The organism is Microbispora oryzae, assembly GCF_017896165.1.
Lineage (GTDB): Bacteria > Actinomycetota > Actinomycetes > Streptosporangiales > Streptosporangiaceae > Microbispora > Microbispora oryzae.
The window spans coordinates 33,324-52,234 of record NZ_JAFCNB010000025.1 but is presented as its reverse complement, the minus strand read 5'-3'; the positions used below and the strand labels follow the sequence as shown (position 1 = coordinate 52,234).

Annotated in this window: 19 protein-coding genes and 1 pseudogene; 6 read left to right on the top strand and 14 right to left on the bottom strand. The window is 72.7% G+C overall.

Going from position 1 to position 18,911, the window contains the following annotated elements:
* Window positions 1-52 precede the first annotated feature (52 nt).
* Entirely contained in the window at window positions 53-574 is a 522-nt protein-coding gene (locus JOL79_RS29835) for a TetR/AcrR family transcriptional regulator (protein ID WP_210159247.1), read from the bottom strand.
* An 80-nt stretch (window positions 575-654) separates the two neighbouring features.
* On the opposite strand from JOL79_RS29835, the gene JOL79_RS29830 reads away from it, so the two are divergent.
* The 3 genes and pseudogenes from JOL79_RS29830 (at window position 655) to JOL79_RS29820 (ending at window position 2,717) form a co-directional block, all read left to right on the top strand.
* Window positions 655-1,452 (top strand): NAD(P)H-binding protein, encoded by a 798-nt coding sequence (locus tag JOL79_RS29830; RefSeq protein WP_210159246.1) that lies wholly within the window; start codon window positions 655-657, stop codon window positions 1,450-1,452.
* Window positions 1,453-1,550: 98 nt separating this feature from the next.
* Window positions 1,551-1,889: pseudogene (locus JOL79_RS29825) on the top strand (VOC family protein); the annotation flags it as partial.
* A 288-nt stretch (window positions 1,890-2,177) separates the two neighbouring features.
* Window positions 2,178-2,717 (top strand): DUF1062 domain-containing protein, encoded by a 540-nt coding sequence (locus tag JOL79_RS29820; protein ID WP_307848808.1) that lies wholly within the window; start codon window positions 2,178-2,180, stop codon window positions 2,715-2,717.
* Between the two features lie 51 nt (window positions 2,718-2,768).
* Here JOL79_RS29820 and JOL79_RS29815 read toward each other — a convergent pair whose 3' ends face one another.
* Genes JOL79_RS29815 through JOL79_RS29790 form a run of 6 tightly spaced genes read right to left on the bottom strand, consistent with a single transcriptional unit; the run spans window position 2,769 to window position 9,420 of the window.
* Window positions 2,769-3,383 carry an HAD family hydrolase gene (locus JOL79_RS29815; RefSeq protein ID WP_210159244.1) on the bottom strand — a complete coding sequence of 205 codons (615 nt, stop codon included), beginning with the start codon at window positions 3,381-3,383 and terminating at the stop codon, window positions 2,769-2,771.
* Window positions 3,373-4,707 (bottom strand): sugar porter family MFS transporter, encoded by a 1,335-nt coding sequence (locus JOL79_RS29810; protein WP_210159243.1) that lies wholly within the window; start codon window positions 4,705-4,707, stop codon window positions 3,373-3,375. Before JOL79_RS29810 ends, JOL79_RS29815 begins: the two co-directional genes overlap by 11 nt.
* Entirely contained in the window at window positions 4,704-5,792 is a 1,089-nt protein-coding gene (locus JOL79_RS29805; RefSeq protein WP_210159242.1) for a Gfo/Idh/MocA family protein, read from the bottom strand. Before JOL79_RS29805 ends, JOL79_RS29810 begins: the two co-directional genes overlap by 4 nt.
* Complete coding sequence (locus tag JOL79_RS29800) at window positions 5,789-7,318, bottom strand: GMC family oxidoreductase (protein ID WP_307848807.1); 1,530 nt, start codon at window positions 7,316-7,318, stop codon at window positions 5,789-5,791. The genes JOL79_RS29805 and JOL79_RS29800 overlap by 4 nt, the downstream gene beginning before the upstream one ends.
* Window positions 7,319-7,345: 27 nt before the next feature.
* The gene (locus JOL79_RS29795) at window positions 7,346-8,110 is read right to left on the bottom strand and encodes an SDR family NAD(P)-dependent oxidoreductase (RefSeq protein ID WP_210159241.1); all 765 of its coding nucleotides are present in this window, start codon (window positions 8,108-8,110) and stop codon (window positions 7,346-7,348) included.
* Complete coding sequence (locus JOL79_RS29790; protein ID WP_230985721.1) at window positions 8,107-9,420, bottom strand: sedoheptulose 7-phosphate cyclase; 1,314 nt, start codon at window positions 9,418-9,420, stop codon at window positions 8,107-8,109. The genes JOL79_RS29795 and JOL79_RS29790 overlap by 4 nt, the downstream gene beginning before the upstream one ends.
* Before the next feature lie 644 nt (window positions 9,421-10,064).
* Between JOL79_RS29790 and JOL79_RS29785 the strand changes: the two genes are divergently transcribed.
* Both JOL79_RS29785 and JOL79_RS29780 read left to right on the top strand, forming a co-directional pair.
* Window positions 10,065-11,324, top strand: a complete 1,260-nt coding sequence (locus tag JOL79_RS29785; protein WP_210159240.1) for an APC family permease — start codon at window positions 10,065-10,067, stop codon at window positions 11,322-11,324.
* Window positions 11,325-11,377: 53 nt separating this feature from the next.
* Window positions 11,378-11,845, top strand: coding sequence for an SRPBCC domain-containing protein (locus JOL79_RS29780; RefSeq protein ID WP_210159239.1), 468 nt, complete (start codon window positions 11,378-11,380; stop codon window positions 11,843-11,845).
* A gap of 22 nt (window positions 11,846-11,867) precedes the next feature.
* On the opposite strand, the gene JOL79_RS34660 is transcribed toward JOL79_RS29780, so the two are convergent.
* The 4 genes from JOL79_RS34660 to ccmA form a co-directional block, all read right to left on the bottom strand.
* Window positions 11,868-12,965, bottom strand: a complete 1,098-nt coding sequence (locus JOL79_RS34660; protein ID WP_230985720.1) for an SRPBCC domain-containing protein — start codon at window positions 12,963-12,965, stop codon at window positions 11,868-11,870.
* Window positions 12,962-13,306, bottom strand: coding sequence for an ArsR/SmtB family transcription factor (locus tag JOL79_RS29765; RefSeq protein WP_210159238.1), 345 nt, complete (start codon window positions 13,304-13,306; stop codon window positions 12,962-12,964). The genes JOL79_RS34660 and JOL79_RS29765 overlap by 4 nt, the downstream gene beginning before the upstream one ends.
* Before the next feature lie 138 nt (window positions 13,307-13,444).
* On the bottom strand, window positions 13,445-14,947 hold the full coding sequence (locus JOL79_RS29760) for a DUF6297 family protein (RefSeq protein ID WP_210159237.1): 1,503 nt from the start codon (window positions 14,945-14,947) through the stop codon (window positions 13,445-13,447).
* The gene (gene ccmA, locus JOL79_RS29755) at window positions 14,944-15,582 is read right to left on the bottom strand and encodes a heme ABC exporter ATP-binding protein CcmA (protein WP_230985719.1); all 639 of its coding nucleotides are present in this window, start codon (window positions 15,580-15,582) and stop codon (window positions 14,944-14,946) included. Before ccmA ends, JOL79_RS29760 begins: the two co-directional genes overlap by 4 nt.
* A gap of 132 nt (window positions 15,583-15,714) precedes the next feature.
* Here ccmA and JOL79_RS29750 point away from each other — a divergent pair, with 132 nt between their 5' ends.
* Window positions 15,715-16,365: an SRPBCC family protein gene (locus JOL79_RS29750; RefSeq protein WP_210159236.1), complete on the top strand. Its 651-nt coding sequence runs from the start codon at window positions 15,715-15,717 to the stop codon at window positions 16,363-16,365.
* A 52-nt stretch (window positions 16,366-16,417) separates the two neighbouring features.
* Here JOL79_RS29750 and JOL79_RS29745 read toward each other — a convergent pair whose 3' ends face one another.
* From JOL79_RS29745 to JOL79_RS29735, 3 genes are all read right to left on the bottom strand, one after another.
* Window positions 16,418-17,116, bottom strand: a complete 699-nt coding sequence (locus JOL79_RS29745) for an alpha/beta fold hydrolase (RefSeq protein WP_210159235.1) — start codon at window positions 17,114-17,116, stop codon at window positions 16,418-16,420.
* A 92-nt stretch (window positions 17,117-17,208) separates the two neighbouring features.
* A complete protein-coding gene (locus JOL79_RS29740; protein WP_210159234.1) occupies window positions 17,209-17,562 on the bottom strand; it encodes an ArsR/SmtB family transcription factor in 354 nt (117 codons plus the stop codon).
* Window positions 17,563-17,609: 47 nt separating this feature from the next.
* Entirely contained in the window at window positions 17,610-18,869 is a 1,260-nt protein-coding gene (locus JOL79_RS29735) for an RNA polymerase sigma factor (protein ID WP_210159233.1), read from the bottom strand.
* Between the last annotated feature and the right edge of the window lie 42 nt (window positions 18,870-18,911).

The following is an 18,911-nucleotide window of genomic DNA, read 5'->3' as shown; positions in this document are numbered from 1 at the left end:
GGCCGTCGCCGTGCTGACGCGGCCGCTGACACGGGCACCGCGTCGCCTCTGATCACGGCAGAGGCCAGCGCCGGTCGAAGCCGTCGAGAATGAGGGGGAGGAACCGCTCCGGGACGACGCCCGGGTGGCAGGCGAACACGTTCAGCAGCTCCATGACGTCGCCGGTGCCGACGTCCGAGCGCATCGCACCGTCCGCCTGCGCCTGCCGTACCAGCTCGTCGAGGCGCCGCACCAGCGCCTGCCTGGCCTGCGGCGCGGAGGTCCCGGCGAGCGCGGTGGCGATCGCGCCGCGGCTCGTCTCCACGCTGTGGGCGACGAAGGCGCGAATGGCGGCCCACGCGTCAGGCTCGGCCGCGACGGCGCCGTCGAGGGCGTCCATGAGCTCGTGAACGTACTGCTCCGCCAGGGCGGCGAGCAGCGTGCCGCGGTCGGGGAAGCGGCGGTAGAGCGTGCCTACGCCGACGCCGGCCCGGCGGGCGATCAGCTCCATCGGCGCGTCCGTGCCGCGCTCGGCCACCGCGTCGCGTGCCGCCTCCAGGATCTTGTCCCGATTACGGCGGGCATCGGCTCGCATCGAACCCCCTCTCAACCGGAAGGTCAGTTTCCGCTTAGTATAACCGGAAGTCGACATTCCACTTCTGAGAGGACCTCGCGATGATTGTGGTGACAGGCGCGACCGGCACGATCGGGCGGGCGCTGATCAAGGAACTCGGCGGTGTGACGCGAGCCGTGGTGCGGCGCGCGGAACAGGGCGAGGAACTGGGATGCGAATATGTGGTCGGCGACCTGGAGCAGCCGGAGACCATCGCGCTCGCGCCTGGTGACAGGCTCTTTCTCAACAGCGCGCTGTGGCCGGGTTTCGTGCGGGCGCATCGGGCGGTCATCGATCGGGCGGCGGCCGCGGGTGTGGCGCAGGTGATGACCGTGTCCGTGCGCGGCGTGACATCGAGCAGCCTGCTCGGGTTCGGCATGCACGGGCAGGTCGACGAGCATCTCAAGGCGTCGGGAGTGCCGTGGTCGATCCTGGCGCCCGTCGGCTTCATGCAGAATCTCGCGGGCGACGTCGACGAGGAGGGGCGGATCTTCGGCTCGTACGGCACGGGCAGGGTCGGCTACATTGACGCGCGCGACATCGCGGCGGTCGCGGCCGCACTGCTCACGCGTCCCGTCGGAGCCGACGCCACGTACGAGCTCACCGGGCCGGTGGCGCCCACGCATGACGAGATCGCCGCCGAGCTCACCCGAGCGCTCGGCCGGACCGTGCGTTACGTGGACCTTTCGGTCGAGGAAGCCGCCGTTCATCTGGAGAAGCGCGGCATGCCCGGCGAAGCGGCCCGCGACCTGGCTCTGCTCATGTCGCAGATCGGAGATGGGCGCTGGGGGAGCACGACCACCACCGTGGCCGACATCCTGGGCCGCCAACCGCGTTCGCTGCGGGAGTTCCTCGGCTAGGGCGGCGGACATCCGCGGGCCCCGCCGCCTGCCTGCGGCTCCTTGATCCGCGCGGGCATAGGCTCGGCGGCATGGCGACGAGGCCGGTGCGGATACACATGAAAGCCGGGGACGACTCCGCAGTCGGCCGGTTCTGGGCGGGGGCGCTCGGCTGGGGAATCTCCAGCGAGGGACCCGATGTGACCAACCTCGAGCCCGAAGGCTTCGTCTATCCCGCCCCCGCCGCCGTCCGCATCGACGTCGTCCGCGACCCGCAGCCCAAAACGGTGAAGAACCGCGTGCACGTCGACCTCGCCATCACCTCCGTGGCCCACCAGGGCGATCTCGTCGCACGCCTCCAGGGCCTCGGCGCGACGCCCGCCGACCTGGGCCAGGGCGACGTCCCGTGGACCGTACTGGCTGACCCGGAGGGCAACGAGTTCTGCGTCTTCACCCCGCTCTGACGCGGAACCTCCGGCCGGAAAACCGGTTGAGCCTTCTTACGGCGTTCCCGTAGGTTGCCCGCAGCCCCGTCGCAGTGAAGACAGTCGCAGTGAAGACAGAGGACAGAACCGCGTGACCCCGCCTGCTCTTTAGACCTGACACCTTCTTCCGCTCACCTGTAGCCGACGCTCTCGTCGGTTCTGCCGGGCTGCCCTCGCGCTCCCGGTCATACAGCGTTTGAGGTCGCGCGCAATCGGCCTCGTGTCAGGTCTAGAGAGATCATGTCTTCACAACCTCATATCGTGCTGTCCTGGGTCGTTCGCCGGACCAGGCTGCCTCTGCTGTCGTTGCGGTGCGTGGACTGCGGGTCCGAGTCGGCCACCACCGGCGAGGGCAGGTTCCGCGTCAACGCCAACGGCAAGCTGCTGGACGTGTGGCTTCTCGTCCGCTGCGTGTCCTGCGATCGGACGAGCAAGCTCACCGTGCACGAGCGGGCGCCGGTCAGATCCTTGGATCCGGCCGAGCTCCACGGCTACCGCGTCAACGATCCGGAACTGGTGGCGTCCAGGCTGCTGGATCCGCTGCTCGCCCGGCGCAACCGCTTCGCCCTTGACTGGACGGGGGCCTGGCGGCTGGACACCCCGCCGGCGCGGCTCGACGAGGCGTGGCCGGTGCAGGTGGACGTCCTCTTCGAGGATCCGGTACCGGTGCGCCCGGATCGGCTCATCGCGCATGGGCTCGGCCTCAGCAGGAACGAGGTACTGCGCCGGATCAAGGGCGACATTCCGCTACGCCGTACGACGAACGCCGGATTCACCTTCACGGTGATGGCCGGGGACTAGCGGAGATGTGGCCACGGCCCGCGCGACTTCCTCAAGACGGCGAATGGGTCGTCAGGCGTGCGGGCCGCTCCGCCGGCGGGTGAAGGGCCGGACGTCGATGACCGCCATGCCCGCCGCGTGCGCCGCGGCGATGCCCTCGTCGCTGTCCTCGTACACGGTGCAGCGGTCCGGGGGGACGCCGAGCAGCGTCGCCGCGCGCAGGAAGATGTCGGGGGCGGGCTTGCCCCGCTCGACGTCGTCGCGCGTGACCAGAGTGCCGAACCGGTGGCGGATCGGCAGGTGGCGGAGCGTCGTCTCGATCACTTTCCGGGCGCCGCCGGAGGCCACAGCCATGGGCAGCCGCCCGTGGAAGGACGAGACCACGGCCCCGATCTCCGGATGGACCCGGATCTCGTGCGCCGTACGCAGAAACCGTTCGTCGCGATCCGCCACGATCTCCGCGATCGACCGCCGGAGCCCGATCCCGCGTTCGCGCGCCAGCACGCCGACCATCTCGGCCGAGGAGAGGCCGGTGCGCGCGTCGAACCACTCCTGGTCCAGCCGCACGCCCTCCTCGGCGAGCGCTCCCGCCATCGCGAGATAGTTCGCCGGTTGCGTGTCGACCAGCGTTCCGTCCCAGTCGAAGAGCAGGGCGCCGGCGTCTCCGGGATGGAGTTCAGGCAACACGGTCCTCACGGTCCTCCGCCTTCCCACGTGGGTGATCGCCCATCTCCGCCAGGGTACGGCCTCGTGTCTCCGGCATCGCCTTCCACAGCGCGGCCGCGGAGACGGCGGTGACGGCCGCGTAGACGACGAAGGCGCCGCCGAGGGACAGCCGCTGCACCAGGGGGAGGAACGTGGTCGCCACCAGAAAGTCGGCCGCCCAGTGCACGGCGGTCGCCAGACTCATCAGGGTCCCTCGCACGGATCGGGGATAGATCTCCGCCGTGTAGACCCAGAAGACCGGGGCGGGCCCGATCGACCCGGCGGTGATGAACACGCAGAGCAGGACGGCGGTCGCCGCCGGCCCGCCGCCGAGGGACTGGACGGCGGCGATCGCCGCGGCCGTGACCGCCATCAGCCCCAGGCCGCCGATCATGAGCGTACGGCGGCCGGATCTGTCGAGCAGCACGATGGTCACCGCGGTGGCGACCACGTTGCACGTCCCCACCAGGACGGCGCCGAGATAGCCGCCCGAGGGGGTCAGGCCGCCGGCGCCGAGAATCGTGGGCGCGTAGTAGATGGCGGTGTTGAGGCCGGTGAAGTGCACCAGCGCCGCGATCGCCAGGCCGAGGACCAGCGCGCGCAGCCCGCTTTCCGCGCGGGCCGCCCGCAGGCCCCGCCTGGCGGGCGACACCCGGGGGACGGTCTCGTGCGGGGGAAGGCCGAGACGCCGGGCCGCCCGCGCCGCCCTCTCTGCCCTGCCGGTCCCGTAGAGCCAGTCGGGCGACTCCGGCACCAGGAACGTGCCGGCCAGCAGCACCACGGCCGGCACGCAGCCCAGCGCGAACATCCATCGCCATGCGCCGGCCGGGCCCAGCAGGTACGCCGTGAGGTACGACACCAGCAGCCCGATGGCGATCATCAGCTGGTTGAGCGTCACCAGGGCGCCCCGGTTGGCCGGGGGCGAGATCTCCGCGATGTACAGCGGCACGGCGAACGACGTCGCGCCCAGCGCGAGCCCGACGAGGAGCCTCCCCGCGACCAGCGAGCCCGCCCCCGTGGCCAGGGCCGAGACGCCGCTGCCCGCGGCGTACAGGGCCGTGGCCGTCGCGATCACCGGGAGGCGGCCGAAGCGGTCGGCGAGGCGTCCGCTCATGGGCGCGGTGAGCGCCGCGCCGAGCAACGCCGCCGAGACCGCGATGCCCTGGACCCACGCGGACAGCCCGTACTCCGCCGCGGTCAGCGGCAGGGCCCCGGCGATCACCCCGGTGCCGTAGCCGAACAGCAGCCCGCCCACCGACGCGAGGAGCACCGCGAGGAGGAGGCTCCCCGAGCGGACCGCCGTCACGGCGCCTCCGCCGTGGTCGCGGGTGCCACCGCGCTGCGCGCGGTGCCCTGTTCCGGGTCGGCGGTGGACACGGCGGCCCCGTCCAGGGCGGCCGACGCGGCCAGGGACTCGCCCACCCGCGCCGTCCACCGCGAGTGGGCCGGCGGAACGGGGACCGGCCCGCCGGCGGCCACGGCACGGGCGAACCCGGCGACCTGCAGCTGGTAGTGATCGGCCGCCGCCACACGCTCCTCCGTGACTCCGCCGCCGGTCGTGACGGTGACGACGCCGTCCTCCGCGCCCATGGCCCAGGCGTTCCGCACGCCGATGGTGCCGTGGGTGCCCTGCAGTTCGTACCAGGCGCGGGGCCCGTAGTCGATGCTGTAGTCGATCACCGCGCCGCGGCCGTCCCCGAAGTCCATCAACCCCACCGCGCTCGTCTCCACATCCGCGCCGGGCCGGGACGTGAAGCGCCCCTGGACCCGTTCGGGCGCCCGTCCGAAGAACAGCGACGGGACGTCCATCGCGTAGCAGCCAACGTCCCAGGTCGCGCCGCCGCCCAGCGAGCGCTCCAGGCGGATGTTCCCGCTGCCGTCGGCGATGGCGAAGGCGAACGACGCCCGGACGACGCGCAGGTCGCCGATCGTGCCCGCGGCCAGCAGTTCGGCCGCGCGTCGCTGCTGGGTGTGGAAGCGGTACATGAACGCCTCCATCGCCAGGCGGCCGGCCTCGCGCGCGGCCTGCTCGATCCGGACGCAGTCCTTCTCGGTCATCGCCATCGGCTTTTCGACCAGCACGTGCTTGCCCGCGGCCAGCGCCCGCAGGGTCCACTCGACGTGGTCGGTGTTGGGCAGGGCGATGTAGACCACGTCGACGTCGCCGTCGGCGACCAGCGACGCGTAGTCGCGGTGGGCGGCGGCGCCGTACCGCCTGGCGGTCGCCGCCGCCACGTCGGCGCCGCCCGGACGGCTGGCCACCGCGGCCAGGGCGCAGCCCGGGGTGCGGGCGATGGCCGGCATCAGCAGGCCGCTGATGTACGCGGTCGCGCCGAGCACGCCCCAGCGCAGGGGGCCCGGGCGGCGTCCGGTTGCGCCGGTGTGGTTCATCCGTGGTCCTCCCGCATGAACTCCGCCGCGCGCAGGCCGATCGCGGCCACGGCGGCGTGGACGTTGCCGGTGATCATGCTGGGGATGACCGAGGCGTCCGCGATCCGCAGGCCGGTCACCCCGCGTACCCGCAGGCGGGGGTCCACCACCGCCTCCTCGTCGGTCTCCCGGCCCAGCCGGCAGGTGCCGACGGGGTGGAACTGGGTCTCGGCGTTGTCACGGACGTACTCCTCCAGTCGCCAGCGGCTGGTTCCGGCGACGGGCGGCGGCCCGCACGTGAGGTCGCCCAGCGGGTCGGTGCCCGCGATGTCGAGGGCGATCCGCACCCCCTCCACAAGGATCTCCAGGTCGTTCGGGTCCGACAGGTACGCCGGGTCGATCCGGGGGTGGGCGGCCGGGTCGGCGGTGTTCAGGGTGAGCCGTCCGCGGCTGCGCGGCCGGGTGATCGCCGGGCCGATCGTGAACCCGCGCCCCAGGTGGGAGGCGTTGTTCAGGTTCTTCATCGGGGCGAAGGAGAGCTGCACGTCCGGCGCCGGCGAGCCGGGCAGCAGGGTGATGAATCCCCCCGCCTCGCCGAGGTTCGACCGGTCGTCGACGGGATGCCCGGTCGTGGTGTCGTAGGCGAGGGAGACCTGCAGGTGGTCGTGGAGGTTGCGGCCGACGCCGGGCAGGTGGACGGCCACGGGCACCCCTACGCCGGCCAGCTCGGCGGCGGGTCCGACGCCGCTCAGCATGAGCAGATGCGGGGTCGAGACGGTGCCGGCGCACAGGAGGATCTCCGCGTCCGCGGTGATCGTGCGCGACTCGCCGCCGTGCCGTACCAGCACCCCCGTCGCCCGGCCGCGCTCGACGACGACGTTCAGCACGGTGGCGTCCGGCAGCACGGTCAGGTTCGCCCGGCCGAGAGCCGGGCGCAGGTGCGTGTACGCCGTGTTGGCGCGTCGCGCCGGAGCGCCGGGGCGGTCCCCGGTGCGCGTCGTGCGGTACAGGCCCACCCCCTCCTGAGTGCCCCTGTTGAAGTCGAGATTGGCGGGCAGCCCGTACTTCTGGGCCGCCGTGACGAACGCGTCCGCGAACGGATGCGGCCGCGGGTTGGCGGCGACCGGGATGCGGGCGGGCTCGTCCGGCCCGCCGGCGGCCTCCGTTTCGTCGAAGATCTCGTCGAACAGCGGCAGCATGCGGTCCGCCGTCCACAGGTCGCCGCCCCAGCGGGCCCAGGCGTCGAAGTCGGACGCCGCGCCCAGGATGTGGACCATCGCGTTGATCGCGCCGGAGCCGCCCACCACGCGGCCACGGGGCCACGCGAGCCTCCGCCCGTGGAGCTCCGCCTGGGGCGCGGTCCGGTAGCCCCAGTCGAGGTCGCCGCCGAGCAACTGCGGCCAGGCGACCGGCCGGGCGATCCGCGGATCGTCGTCGGCGGGACCGGCCTCGATGAGGAGAACGCTGCGGCCGGGGTCCGCGCTCAGCCGCGCGGCGGCGACGCATCCGGCGGCCCCCGCACCGACCACGATGTAGTCGTATTTCACCAGTCACTCCTTGGTAGCCGGCAGGGATCAGGTGGCGAGGAAACCTCCGTCCACGCCGATCACCTGCCCGTTGACGTACGACGACGTGTCGGACAGCAGCCACAGCGCCACCTCGGCCACCTCCGGCGGGGTGCCGATCCGTCCCGAGGGGATCAGCGCGCGCCAGGCGGTGGCTCCGCCGACGGCGGCCTCGGAGGCGGCCAGCATCTCCGTCTCGATCGGTCCGGGGGCGACGGCGTTGACGCGCACCCCGTCGCGCGCGTGTTCCATGGCCGCCACGCGGGTGAGCGCGACCGCCGCGTGCTTGGACGCGACGTACGCTCCGACGCCGGGGAAGACGGCCCGCAGCCCGTGCACGGAGATGGTGTTGACGACGCTGCCCGACCCCTGCGCGGACATCAGCCGCAGCTCCTCCCGCAGGCACAGCCACAGCCCGCGGGTGTTGACGGCGAAGGCCCGGTCGAACTCCTCGGCCGACAGGCCGGTGAGGGTTCCGTCCCCCGAGGAACCCGCGTTGTTGAACGCGCAGTCCACCCGCCCGTAGGCCGTCACGGCCCGCCGGAAGAGGTTCGCCACCTGGGCCGGGTCGGTGACGTCGCAGGGCACGAACAGTGCTTCGCCGCCGTCCGCCCGGATCTTCTCGGCGGCCTCGTGGCCCCGGTCCCGCCCGCGGGCGGCGAGGACCACGCGCATGCCGGCGGCGGCGAACACCTCCGCGGCGGCGCGGCCGATCCCGGCGCTGCCGCCGGTGACGACGACCGTCCTGCCTGCCTGCCCGGCGGGACGGCTCATCGGGCCGCGCTCACCGGGTCGGTGTCCAGCATCGTCTCCATGACGGCGGCCGCGGCGGCGATCTCGGCGTCGCCGACGTCGTTGAGGAAGCACACCCGGCCGATGCCGGTGAGGATCGGCAGGTTCTGCTGTCCGTCGCGATGCCGGACCGTGTCGGCCAGCGCCTCCCGGAGGAGATCCGCGTCGCAGAAGAGCGGATGCGACGGCCGGAGGGTGAGCCGGCGGGTGACGGCCACGATGCGGTCCAGGTCGGCCGGGTCGAGCAGCCCGCGCCGGACGGCGAGGACGGCGGAGAACACGCAGTCGAGCGTCACGGCCTCGCCGTGGAGAAGCTCGGGCAGGGCCCGCATCTCCACCAGCGGGGAGAACGAATGGCCGTAGTCGACCGAGCGCCTGAGGTTCTTCTCCCACAGGTTGGGTTCGAGCTCCTCCGCCATGCCCGCGATGGCCCGGCCGATCACCTCGCTCGCGACCGCGCCGAGCGTGCCGTCCGGATCCTGGAACCTGGTCTCGATCAGGTCGGCTCCGTGCCGCTCCAGCAGCGCGAACAGGCGCGGATCCTTGATGAGCGCCATCTTCAGGATCTCGCCCATGCCGTTGCGCAGCTGGTGGCGCGGCACGGTCGCCAGGAACATGCGATCGATGAGGGTGCGGGGCGGCGGGCTGTAGGTGCCCAGGCGGTTGCGGTAGCCCTCGTAGTTGATGCCGGTCTTGGCCGCCACGCTGACGTCCACCTGGGCCAGGAGGGTGGTGGTCACGCGGACGTAGGGGATGCCGCGCCGGTAGAGGCTCGCGGCGAGTCCCACCACATCGGTCAGCACGCCGCCGCCGATGGCGATGGGAGGGCTGCTCAGCCGGTTCGTCCCGACGTCGTTGAGCCTGCTCACGATCTTGAGGACGTTCTCGATGGACTTGCTCTCCTCCAGTCCCGGCAGCGTGAGGTACTCCACGGGGACGGAGTTGGCGTCGAAGTAGGCGCGGACGCGATCTCCGTACAGTTCGTCGATCGAGTGGTCCAGGACCACGAGACGGGTGGCCGTGCTCCTGCCGCCGCCCGGGAGGGTGAGCAGCTCGGGGTTGGCCGGGTCGAGCAGCCCCTGTGTCTCGACGATCTCGTAGGAGACCGGCAGCTGGGTGCGGATGGTCCAGCGGCTCGTGCCGGAGGCGTGCCCGGTCTTGGGCCTGACCCCGTTCTTCGCGCGGGCGACCCGCGGGGTGACGACCGCGCGGTGACGACGCGCCTCCGGCGCGGGAATCGGCCGGGTGATCGCCCTGCCGCCCGTCTCGGGCTCGTTCTGCTGTTGCGCCATGATGTTCTTCCTCCGGGTGAATTTCGATTCATTTGCCCTTACCGCGAGCATGAATCGCATATCTTCGAACCGTCAAGAAGATAAGATCGAATGGGTGTGTGACGATAATCACCGAGCCGCACAGAATTCATTGCCGGTCGCCACATAAGAATGCGAAAGATATTTCACACGGCCGTAATCGATGCGCCACGGATCCGGAACATCGGGCTACGGCAATGGCATACGACGTCAAATTAACTCCGATAACCGTGCGTCACCGAAGTGGCATATCCCCTGCGCGTGGCGGTGTCCTGTCATCGTGGTCGGGTCACCGCCGGTGCCGGAGCACCGTCCGGGCGCCACCCTTATGTGACTACTTCGACATGTTTTACCGCGGGACCGCCGGCCGGGCGGGCAGCGGGATAAGCATGGCCATCGGCGACGGCGGCATCACATCTCGCGCGCCAAGAACCGGAAAGCCCGGAACGCGGCGAGCCGTCTCGCCGGGAATAACCGCATTCCAGGCGCCGGGGTGCCCCTGGATCCGGCGGTCTGGAGAAAGGACAAATAACCTCGCGCTCGGGTGGACCGAACCCGGCACGCCACCGCATGCCGGCCCGAAGTATCGTGACCCCGACATCGGGTCCGTACCGCTGGGGGTCGTCATGGCGGGCACGTCTGCACGTGCCGGGGAGGGGCGGCTGGAGCGCCGCCTGGGCCTGGCCGACGCCGTGGTCATCGGGCTGGGATCGATGATCGGCGCGGGCGTCTTCGCCGCCCTGGCTCCCGCGGCGGCCGCGGCCGGTCCGGGGCTGCTGCTCGGGCTGGCGCTGGCGGCCGCGGTCGCGTACTGCAACGCGACCTCGTCGGCCCGGCTGGCCGCCCGCTACCCCGACTCGGGCGGCACGTACGTCTACGGCCGTGAGCGGCTGGGGCCGTTCTGGGGATACCTGGCGGGCTGGGGATTCGTGGTCGGCAAGACCGCCTCATGTGCCGCGATGGCGCTCACGGTCGGCTCCTACGTGTGGCCCGAGCACGCCCACGCGGTCGCGGTGGGCGCCGTGGTGGCGCTGACCGCGGTCGACTACGCGGGGATGCGCAAGACCATGTGGCTGACCCGCGTGATCGTGGCCGTGGTGCTGGCCGTGCTGGCGGCGGTGGTGGCCGCCTGCCTCACGGCCTCGGGCGGCGCAGCGGCCGCCCGGCTCGACGTCTCCTCCGGCGCCACCGCGGCCGGTGTGCTCCAGGCGGCGGGCCTGCTGTTCTTCGCCTTCGCCGGGTACGCCCGGGTGGCCACGCTGGGGGAGGAGGTGCGGGATCCGGCCCGGACGATTCCCCGGGCGATCCCGCTCGCGCTCGGCCTCGTCCTCGTCGTGTACGCGGTGGTCGCGGTGGCGGCGCTGAGCGTGCTCGGGGACGCGGGGCTGGCCGGGGCGACCGCGCCGCTGGCCGACGCCGTCCGCGCCGCCGGCCTGCCCGCCCTCGCGCCGCTGGTACGCGTGGGAGCCGCGGTGGCCGCGCTCGGCTCGCTGCTGGCGCTGATCCTCGGAGTGTCCCGCACCACGCTGGCCATGGCTCGCGACCGGCACCTGCCGGGTGTCCTGGCCACCGTCCATCCCCGGTTCGGGGTGCCGCACCGCGCCGAGCTGGCGGTCGGCGCGGTCGTGGCGGTCCTGGCGGGCTTCGCCGACCTGCGCGGCGCGATCGGCTTCTCCTCCTTCGGAGTGCTGGTCTACTACGCCATCGCCAACGCCAGCGCCTGGACCCTCACGCCCGCCGAGGGCCGCCCGCCCCGGCCCGTGCCCGTCGTCGGCCTGGCCGGATGCCTCGTCCTGGCGTTGGCTCTGCCGGGTGCCTCGGTGGTCTCCGGGGTGGCGGTGCTGGCCGTCGGCGCGGCCGTCTACGGGGTGCGACGTGCCCGGTGAATCCGCCGGCCCGATACTGTGATCGGTCGATCTCGCCAACCCGGGAGGCAGATATGACGCCGAGGGTCGAACAGGACATCCTGATCGACGCGCCCGTCGACGTGGTCTGGCGGGCGGTGACCGAGCCCGACCAGATCGTCAGATGGTTCAGCGACGACGCCGACCTGAAGCCCCTGCCCGGCTACGAGGGCGCGCTGACGTTCCGCAACCAGGATGCCGGGCAGACCCTCACCGTGCACGTCTCCGTCCAGTCGGTGGCCCCGGCGCGCTCCTTCTCCTACCGCTGGCTCCACCCCCAGGGCGTCGCGGCAGGCGAGGGAAACTCGGTGCTCGTCGAGTTCACCCTCACGCACGGGGAGGGCGGTACCCGGCTGCGGGTCGTCGAGACCGGGCTGGAGCACATGGGGTGGTCACCCGGCCAGGAAGAGGACTACGCCAGCGAGCACAACGAGGGCTGGGTCGTCTACCTGCGGTGTCTGCGCGACCATCTCGGCCGGCAGCCGCTACGCGGCGCGCGATGAGCGGGACGGAGCAGACCGTTCCTCACTTGATCACACGGTAGGTCAGGTGCTCGGCGGCCGGGGTGGACACGGAGCCGAGCGGCTCCAACCGCAGCGATTCCGGCATGCCCTGGGGGAACAGCGGCGTGCCGCCGCCGAGGATGATCGGGGCGAGGTGGATCCTGAGAATGTCCACCAGGCCGGCACGCAGGAACTCGTACGCGGTCGCGCCGCCTCCCATGATCACGACGTCTTTGCCGCCGGCGGCGGCGCGCGCCCTGTCCACGGCACTGCCGAGGCCGTCGGTGACGAAGTGGAACCGGTCGCCCAGCCGTACCTTCTCGGGCCGTGAGTGGGTGACGACGAAGACGGGCGGGGCGGCGATCTGGTCCTGGTCGTGTCCGTAGCCCACCTCGTCGCTCCATCCGTTCGGCCCGTCGACGATGTCGAAGGTGCGCCGGCCCATGATGACGGCCCCGGTGTCGGTGAAGGACCTGCGGAGGATCTCCGCGTCGCGCGGCGTGCGTTCGTCCGTCACCCAGGCGTGCAGCGGCTCGCCGCCCACTCCCAGGCCGTGTTCGAGGTCGGCGCCCGGTGCGGTGACGTAGCCGTCCAGCGACATCGAGATGTCGACGACGACCCGGCTCGCCTCCGGGCGGCTCCCGGCCGTTCCGTGGGCCAGCTCGTCGAGCCGGTCCATCGAGTCGATGACGCCGCGTTCCATCCCGCTGGCGATCATGGCGTCACGTGCCTCGACGGTCGGGAACACCGAACGCGTCCGCAGCCGGGTACGTCCGCCGAGGTCCTCGAACGTCGCGTGATCGAGGCTGACGACATCGGGCGTGCCCTCGTACTCGAAGGTCTGGATGATCCGCTCGCCGGGGGTGACGGCGTGGAAGACGCCGCGGAAGGCGTGCTCGTTGCCCTCGGTGTCCCGGTGCACGTAGCGGTACGCCCCGCCCGGGCGCGCGTCGTACTCGATGATGCGCATCTCCATTTCGCGCGGGCCGAGCCAGCGGGTGACCAGCTCGGGGTCGGTGTACGCGCGGAAGAGCAGAGCGGGGGTCGCGTCGAAGTCGCGGACGATCTCGATGAACGGGCTGCCGGGCTGGGCCGTGATGGTGGTCGGGTTCTCGATCATTTTTCCTGCTCCTTCATCTCGTCGAGCACGTCGTCGAGGCGCCGGAACTGTCCCTCGCGTGTCAGGCGATAGGTGTCGATCCAGCTCGTCAGCTCCTCGAGCGCCGCGGAGTTCAGATGACACGGGCGGCGCTGGCCGTCACGGCTCCGCGTGATCAGCCCGGCCGCCTCCAGCACCTGGATGTGCCGTGAGACGGCCTGCTTGGTGATCGGGAACGGCTCGGCGAGCTCGTTCACCGTCGCCTCACCCCGCGACAGCCGGGCGATCAGCGCACGCCGGATCGGGTCGCCGAGCGCGGCGAACGCCCGGTCCAGGCGCTCGTCCACGTCATCAATCGTCATCTTTATCAACCAAACTCTTTATCAACCGATACATTGATAATAGGGGCAGGGATGTCGCCGCGGCAAGGGGTGGAGCGCATGACCACGGCGACGGGTCCGCACCGCGCGAGCGGTCCGGGTGGTTCGCCCGCGCGAAGGTCAGCGGGCGGGCCGCCGGCGCACGAAGCCGATGAGCACCGCGAGACCGGCCACCGCCTGCGTGGCGACGTGAGAGGCCAGGGACGCGGGCGGGGCGCCCAGCGCCGCCAGCGCGGGGAGGCAGCCGACGAGCACCAGGTCGAGCCCGGTGAGGGCCCACAGCAGGAGCCCGATCGGGAGCGGCGGGCTGCCGGGTATCTCCACCATCGGCATGCTGTGGTCGATGGGCGCCCGCCGGGCCATCCGCAGCGCCCCCGCCGACAGGGCCGGCGCCGTCGCCACACCGAGCGCCCACCACAGCCCCGAGGGCAGCAGACCGGCCACCGCGAGCCCCGACAGAGCGAGCACCAGCCATGACGCGGCCAGCGCGGTCGGCAGCAGCGTCCGCGCGGCCATGACCGCCCTCGGACCGACCGCGAGCAGTCTGGCCAGGGAGGGGTCGTCGCCGTCGCGGCGCGCTCCCGTTGTGGCCGTCGCCGCCGCGCCCAGCGCGCCGCCGAACAGCGCGACGACCGGCAGCGCCGACAGCCCGCCGGTCGCCTGCGCGGCGAGGGCCGGCAACGCGGCGCAGCAGTACAGCAGGGCGAGCCTGCCGGGACGCCGGCTCAGGCGGCGCCACTCCTGCCAGGCCGGCGCCGCGGCCCGCCACCGCCCGGCCAGGCGGGGCCACGGCCGGGACCGCAGCGTCCGCCCGCGCCAGTGGTTGTCCTCGGCGATCCAGCTCAGCGCCCCCGGGTCCATGGCGACGGCCGCGCTCGCGACCCGTCCCGCCTTCTCCGAGGAGGCCAGGACCCCGCGTGCGGGGAGACGGTCCAGCGCCGCCCAGGCCTGCCGTACGAGCAGGGCGGCCGCCGCGGCGGCGAGCCCGGCCACGGCCGTGACCACGCTCGCGGGCGCGGCGGCGACTGCGACGAGGACCTGGCGGCCCGGGCCGCCGCCCAGCACCGTGGACAGCAACGCGGCCAGCACGGCCGCCAGCACACAACCCGCGACGAGCACCTGCAGCCGGGTGTCCCAGGTCTGCGACGCCTGCGCGAGCACGGCCGTGGCCGCACCCGCCACGCTCACGGTCACGCCGATCACCAGGGCCGGCATCAGGTGCGGGCCGAGGCTCCCGGTCGATCCGAGCACGGCGAGTCCCGCGACGCCGAGCACGCCCCCGGCCACTACGGCGGTCACGAGCAGGATCAGCGCGCTGCGCAGCACGACCGAACGGCGGGGGAGCGGCGAGAGCACGAGCCAGGCCGCGTCGGCCGCCGGAAGCGCGATCGGCCCGACGGCGCGGGCCAGGGCCAGGAGACCGGCGTACGCCGCCGCGATCAGGGCGAGCCCGGCCCCGATCCTGGCGGGGTCGGCGGTGCGGGCCAGGCCGCCCAGCACGGTGGCGACCGGCTGTCCGAGCAGCACGAGGCCGAGGACCAGGCTGAATCCGGTGACGTAGCGGTCAGACCAGCTCGCCGGTCGCCCGCGGTGGGAGCGCAGGTAGGCGCGCGCGGGATTCACCGCTCTCCCTCCAGCCTGATCACCGTGGCCCCGGTGGCCTCGGGCAGCCGAAGGTCGTGGGTGGCCATGACGATCGCGCCGCCTTCGGCGGTGTAGCCGTTGAGTATGTCCGCCAGCCGTTCCCGGAACGTCACGTCGAGCCCGCGCTCCGGCTCGTCGAGGAGCAGCAGCCGGCTCGGCCGCAGCAGCGTCATGGCGAGCGACAGCCGCTGCCGCTGCCCGGTCGACAGCGACAGGGGCGCAAGGTCGGCGCGCTCGGTGAGCTCGAACGCGGCGAGCGCCTCGTCCACCGTCATCCGCACCTCCCGGTGGACCGCCGTCATCAGCTCCAGATGCTCGCGCGTGCTGAGCCCCGGATACCAGACGGGCTCGTCGCCGGTGCGCGCGACGTCTTGCCAGAAGTCCGTCGTGTCGGCGGGCGGACCGTCCAGGACCTCGATCCGGCCGGCCCGCGCCGGCTGGAGGCCGGCCAGGCAGCGCAGCAGGGTGGACTTGCCGGTGCCGTTGTCTCCGACGACCGCGACGACCTCTCCCGGCGCGGCGGTGAGGCCGATCCCGGACAGGATGGTCCTGCCACCCAGCTCCACCTCGACATCGCGGGCGGCGACGATCGCGTTCGGCATCGCGTTCGACATGGCCCGAACCTAACGTACGGCGCCGGCAGCCGCACCGGCCGTTGATGGGGAAGCCGTCGTTTACATAAGTGACTAGTGATATTTTCCTTTGCGGCCGGGATGCCGGCCTGAACTCCCAGGAAGGAGCCACACGTGATCGAGATCGACGAGCAGATCAACGCGGTACGCCGGACGGTGGGCACGCGGGTCCTGGAGGCGGGGGAGGCCCGCGTGATCACCGTGAGCCAGGCCTACGACACCCCGCTGGCGGACCTCTGGGACGCGTGCACCAGCGCCGAGCGCATCTCCCGCTGGTTCCTGCCGGTCTCCGGCGACCTGCGGGTCGGCGGACACTACAGCCTGGAGGGCAACGCGAGCGGCACGGTCGAGCGCTGTGACCCGCCGCGGAGCTTCGCCGCGACATGGGAGATGGGCGACCAGGTCAGCTGGATCGAGGTCCGGCTGACCGAGGAGGGCGAGGGCAGGGCGCGTTTCGAGTTGGAGCACGTCGCGCACGTGGACGACAAGTTGTGGCCCGAGTTCGGCCCCGGAGCGGTCGGGATCGGCTGGGACATGGCCGTGCTCGGCCTGGCGCTGCACCTGTCGAGCGGTGTGAGCATGGACCCCGCGGAGGGCGCCGCCTGGGCGGCCTCCGACGAGGGAAGGCGGTTCATGACGCTCAGCAGTGACAAGTGGGCCGAGGCGAGCATCGCGGCGGGCACCGACCCCGCCGAGGCGCGGGCCGCCGCCCAACGTGTCCTCGCCGCCTACACCGCCTTCCCCGAGCCGCCTCCGGCGAGCTGATGGTGAGCCGACGGTGAGCCGACGGTGAGCTGACCTGGGCGGCCGGACGCGATCAGAGCCCGTGCTCCGCCCGGTACCGGTCCAGCCGGGCGGCCAGCTCGACGGGCCGGCTGAGGGCGAGCAGGTGACCGCCCGGCATCTCGTCCACGGGGATGCCCAGGCGTTCGCGGACGACCTCGCGCTGGAAAGCGAGCGGGAAGAACCGGTCGTCGCGGCCCTGCAGGAAGCGAGTCGGCACGTCGGGCCACTCGGGCAGCGGCCAGGGCTGCCCGAAGGGGGTCCCCGACTGGGCCGTCCCTCCCTGCGCCATCGCCTCGGCCGTGATCTCGGGCGGGACGTCGTGGAAGAAGTCGACGAGGAGGTCGACCTCCTCGGTCGGCGTGCGGCCCTCGCGCACGGCCTGCCCGGCCCTGGCCTCGGCGTGGCCGGTGGCCGCCCACCACTCGCCCGCCGTCTCGCCGGGGAGAGGCACCATCGCGTTGAGCATGACCAGCAGCCCGACCGGCACCCGCGCGCACGCGAGCGGCGCGCTGAATCCGCCCATCGACTGCGCGACCACGATCACCGCGCCTTCGACGCCCTCGGCCGCCGAGACCACGGCGTCGGCGTACTCCGTCAGCCCGGCGCGGTCGTCGCCCGTGGGCAGGTCCACCGCGATCGCGTCATGGCCGAGCGCGGCGAGCTCGGGGATGAGCCGATGCCACACCCACACGCCACCCCCCGCCCCGGGTACGAGCACATACGTCGCCATGTCGGGCCCCTGTCCTCAGGTGATTCCGGATGTTCTTCCGTCAGCCTGCCATCGCACACTGACATCGGCGCGCGTCCCGCCGGCGGTCGCGTTCAGGCCCCGTCGCCGGACCCCTCGGCGGCGCGGCGGGCGCGCCGGCCGCGGGCGAGCTCGGTGCCGAGCGCGTCGAGGCGCTGGGTCCAGAACCCGCGGAAGGCGTCGAGCCAGGTGTCGATCTCCTGCAGCGGCACCGGGTTGACCGCGTACAGGCGGCGGGTGCCCTCGGCCCGGACCGTGGCGAAGCCGCTCTCGCGCAGCACCCGCAGGTGCTGCGACACGCCGGGCTGGGAGATGCCGAACTCCTCCTGGACGACGGCGCCGATCTCTCCGGCCGAGCGCTCCTCGCCCGCGAGGAGTTCGAGGATCCGGCGGCGGACCGGATCTCCGAGGACGTCGAAGGCGTGCATGTCGGGCTCCAGGACGGGATGTACAACCGGATCCTAGTGCCGCGGATTCACCGGGGGCGGCCCTCGGGAGCGAGCCGGGCGGCACGGCTCTCCAGATATCGCCGTTCGGGCAGGCTGGTGGTCCGGCGCGCGGCCCTCAGGTAGCACTCCCGGGCCGCCTCGTGGTCGCCCGTCATCTCCAGCAGGTGACCTCGTACGGCGTCGAACCGGTGGTGCCGCGCGAGCCGGTCGTCGCCCTCCAGCGCCGCGAGCATCTCCAGACCGGCGGACGGCCCCCTGACCATGCCGGCCGCGACCGCGTGGTTCAGCGTCACCATCGGGTTGGGCGAGACGCGCCCGAGCAGCTCGTACAGGGCGGCGATCTGCGGCCAGTCGGTGTCCTCCGCCCGCGTCGCCTCGGCGTGGACGGCCGCGACGGCGGCCTGGAGCTGGTACGGCCCGAGCGGCGCGGCGGACAGGGTGCGGGTGAGCAGCTCGACGCCCTCCCGGATCTGCTCCCGGTCCCAGCGGTCGCGGTCCTGCTCCGCCAGCGGCACCAGCGCGCCGTCCGGGCCGGTTCTGGCGGCACGCCGGGCGTCGGTGAGCAGCATCAGCGCGAGCAGGCCGGCGACCTCGCCGTCCTCGGGAAGCAGCCGGTGGACGGCCCGGACCAGCCGGATCGCCTCCGCGGACAGCTCCGGTCGATGAAGGTCCGGGCCCGACGTCGTGGTGTATCCCTCGTTGAAGATCAGGTACAGCACGTGCAGCACCACCCGCAGCCGGTCGTCCCGTTCGGGCTCGGGCGGCGGGGCGAACGGGATGCCGGTGGTCTTGATCCGCTGCTTGGCGCGACTGATGCGCTGGGCCATCGTCGTCTCCGGCACGAGGAAGGCGGCCGCGATCTCGGCCGTGGTGAGCCCGCCGACGGCCCGCAGCGTCAGCGACACCTGGGACGGCGCGGTCAGCGCGGGGTGGCAGCACATGAACAGCAGGGTCAGGGTGTCGTCCCGCTCGGCGGTGCGCTCCTCGCCGGGCCCGGGCGCCACCAGCGCGTCGTACGGCGCGAGCGAGGCCATGGTCGCCTCGCGCCGCCTGCGGGCCTCGTCGCTGCGCCACTGGTCGATGAGGCGGCGGGCGGCGACCGTGGTGAGCCACCCGTGGGGGTTGGCCGGCACGCCCTCCTGCGGCCATTGGACGGAGGCGGCCAGCAGGGCCTCCTGCACGGCGTCCTCGCAGGCGTCGAAGTGCCCGTACCGGCGGATCAGCGCGCCGAGCGCGCGCGGCGCGAGCTCGCGCAGCAGGTCCTCTACGCGTGCGTCGTCCGCCATTGCGCCTCCTCCGTGCTCCGCCAACCTAGTCCGTGACACCGG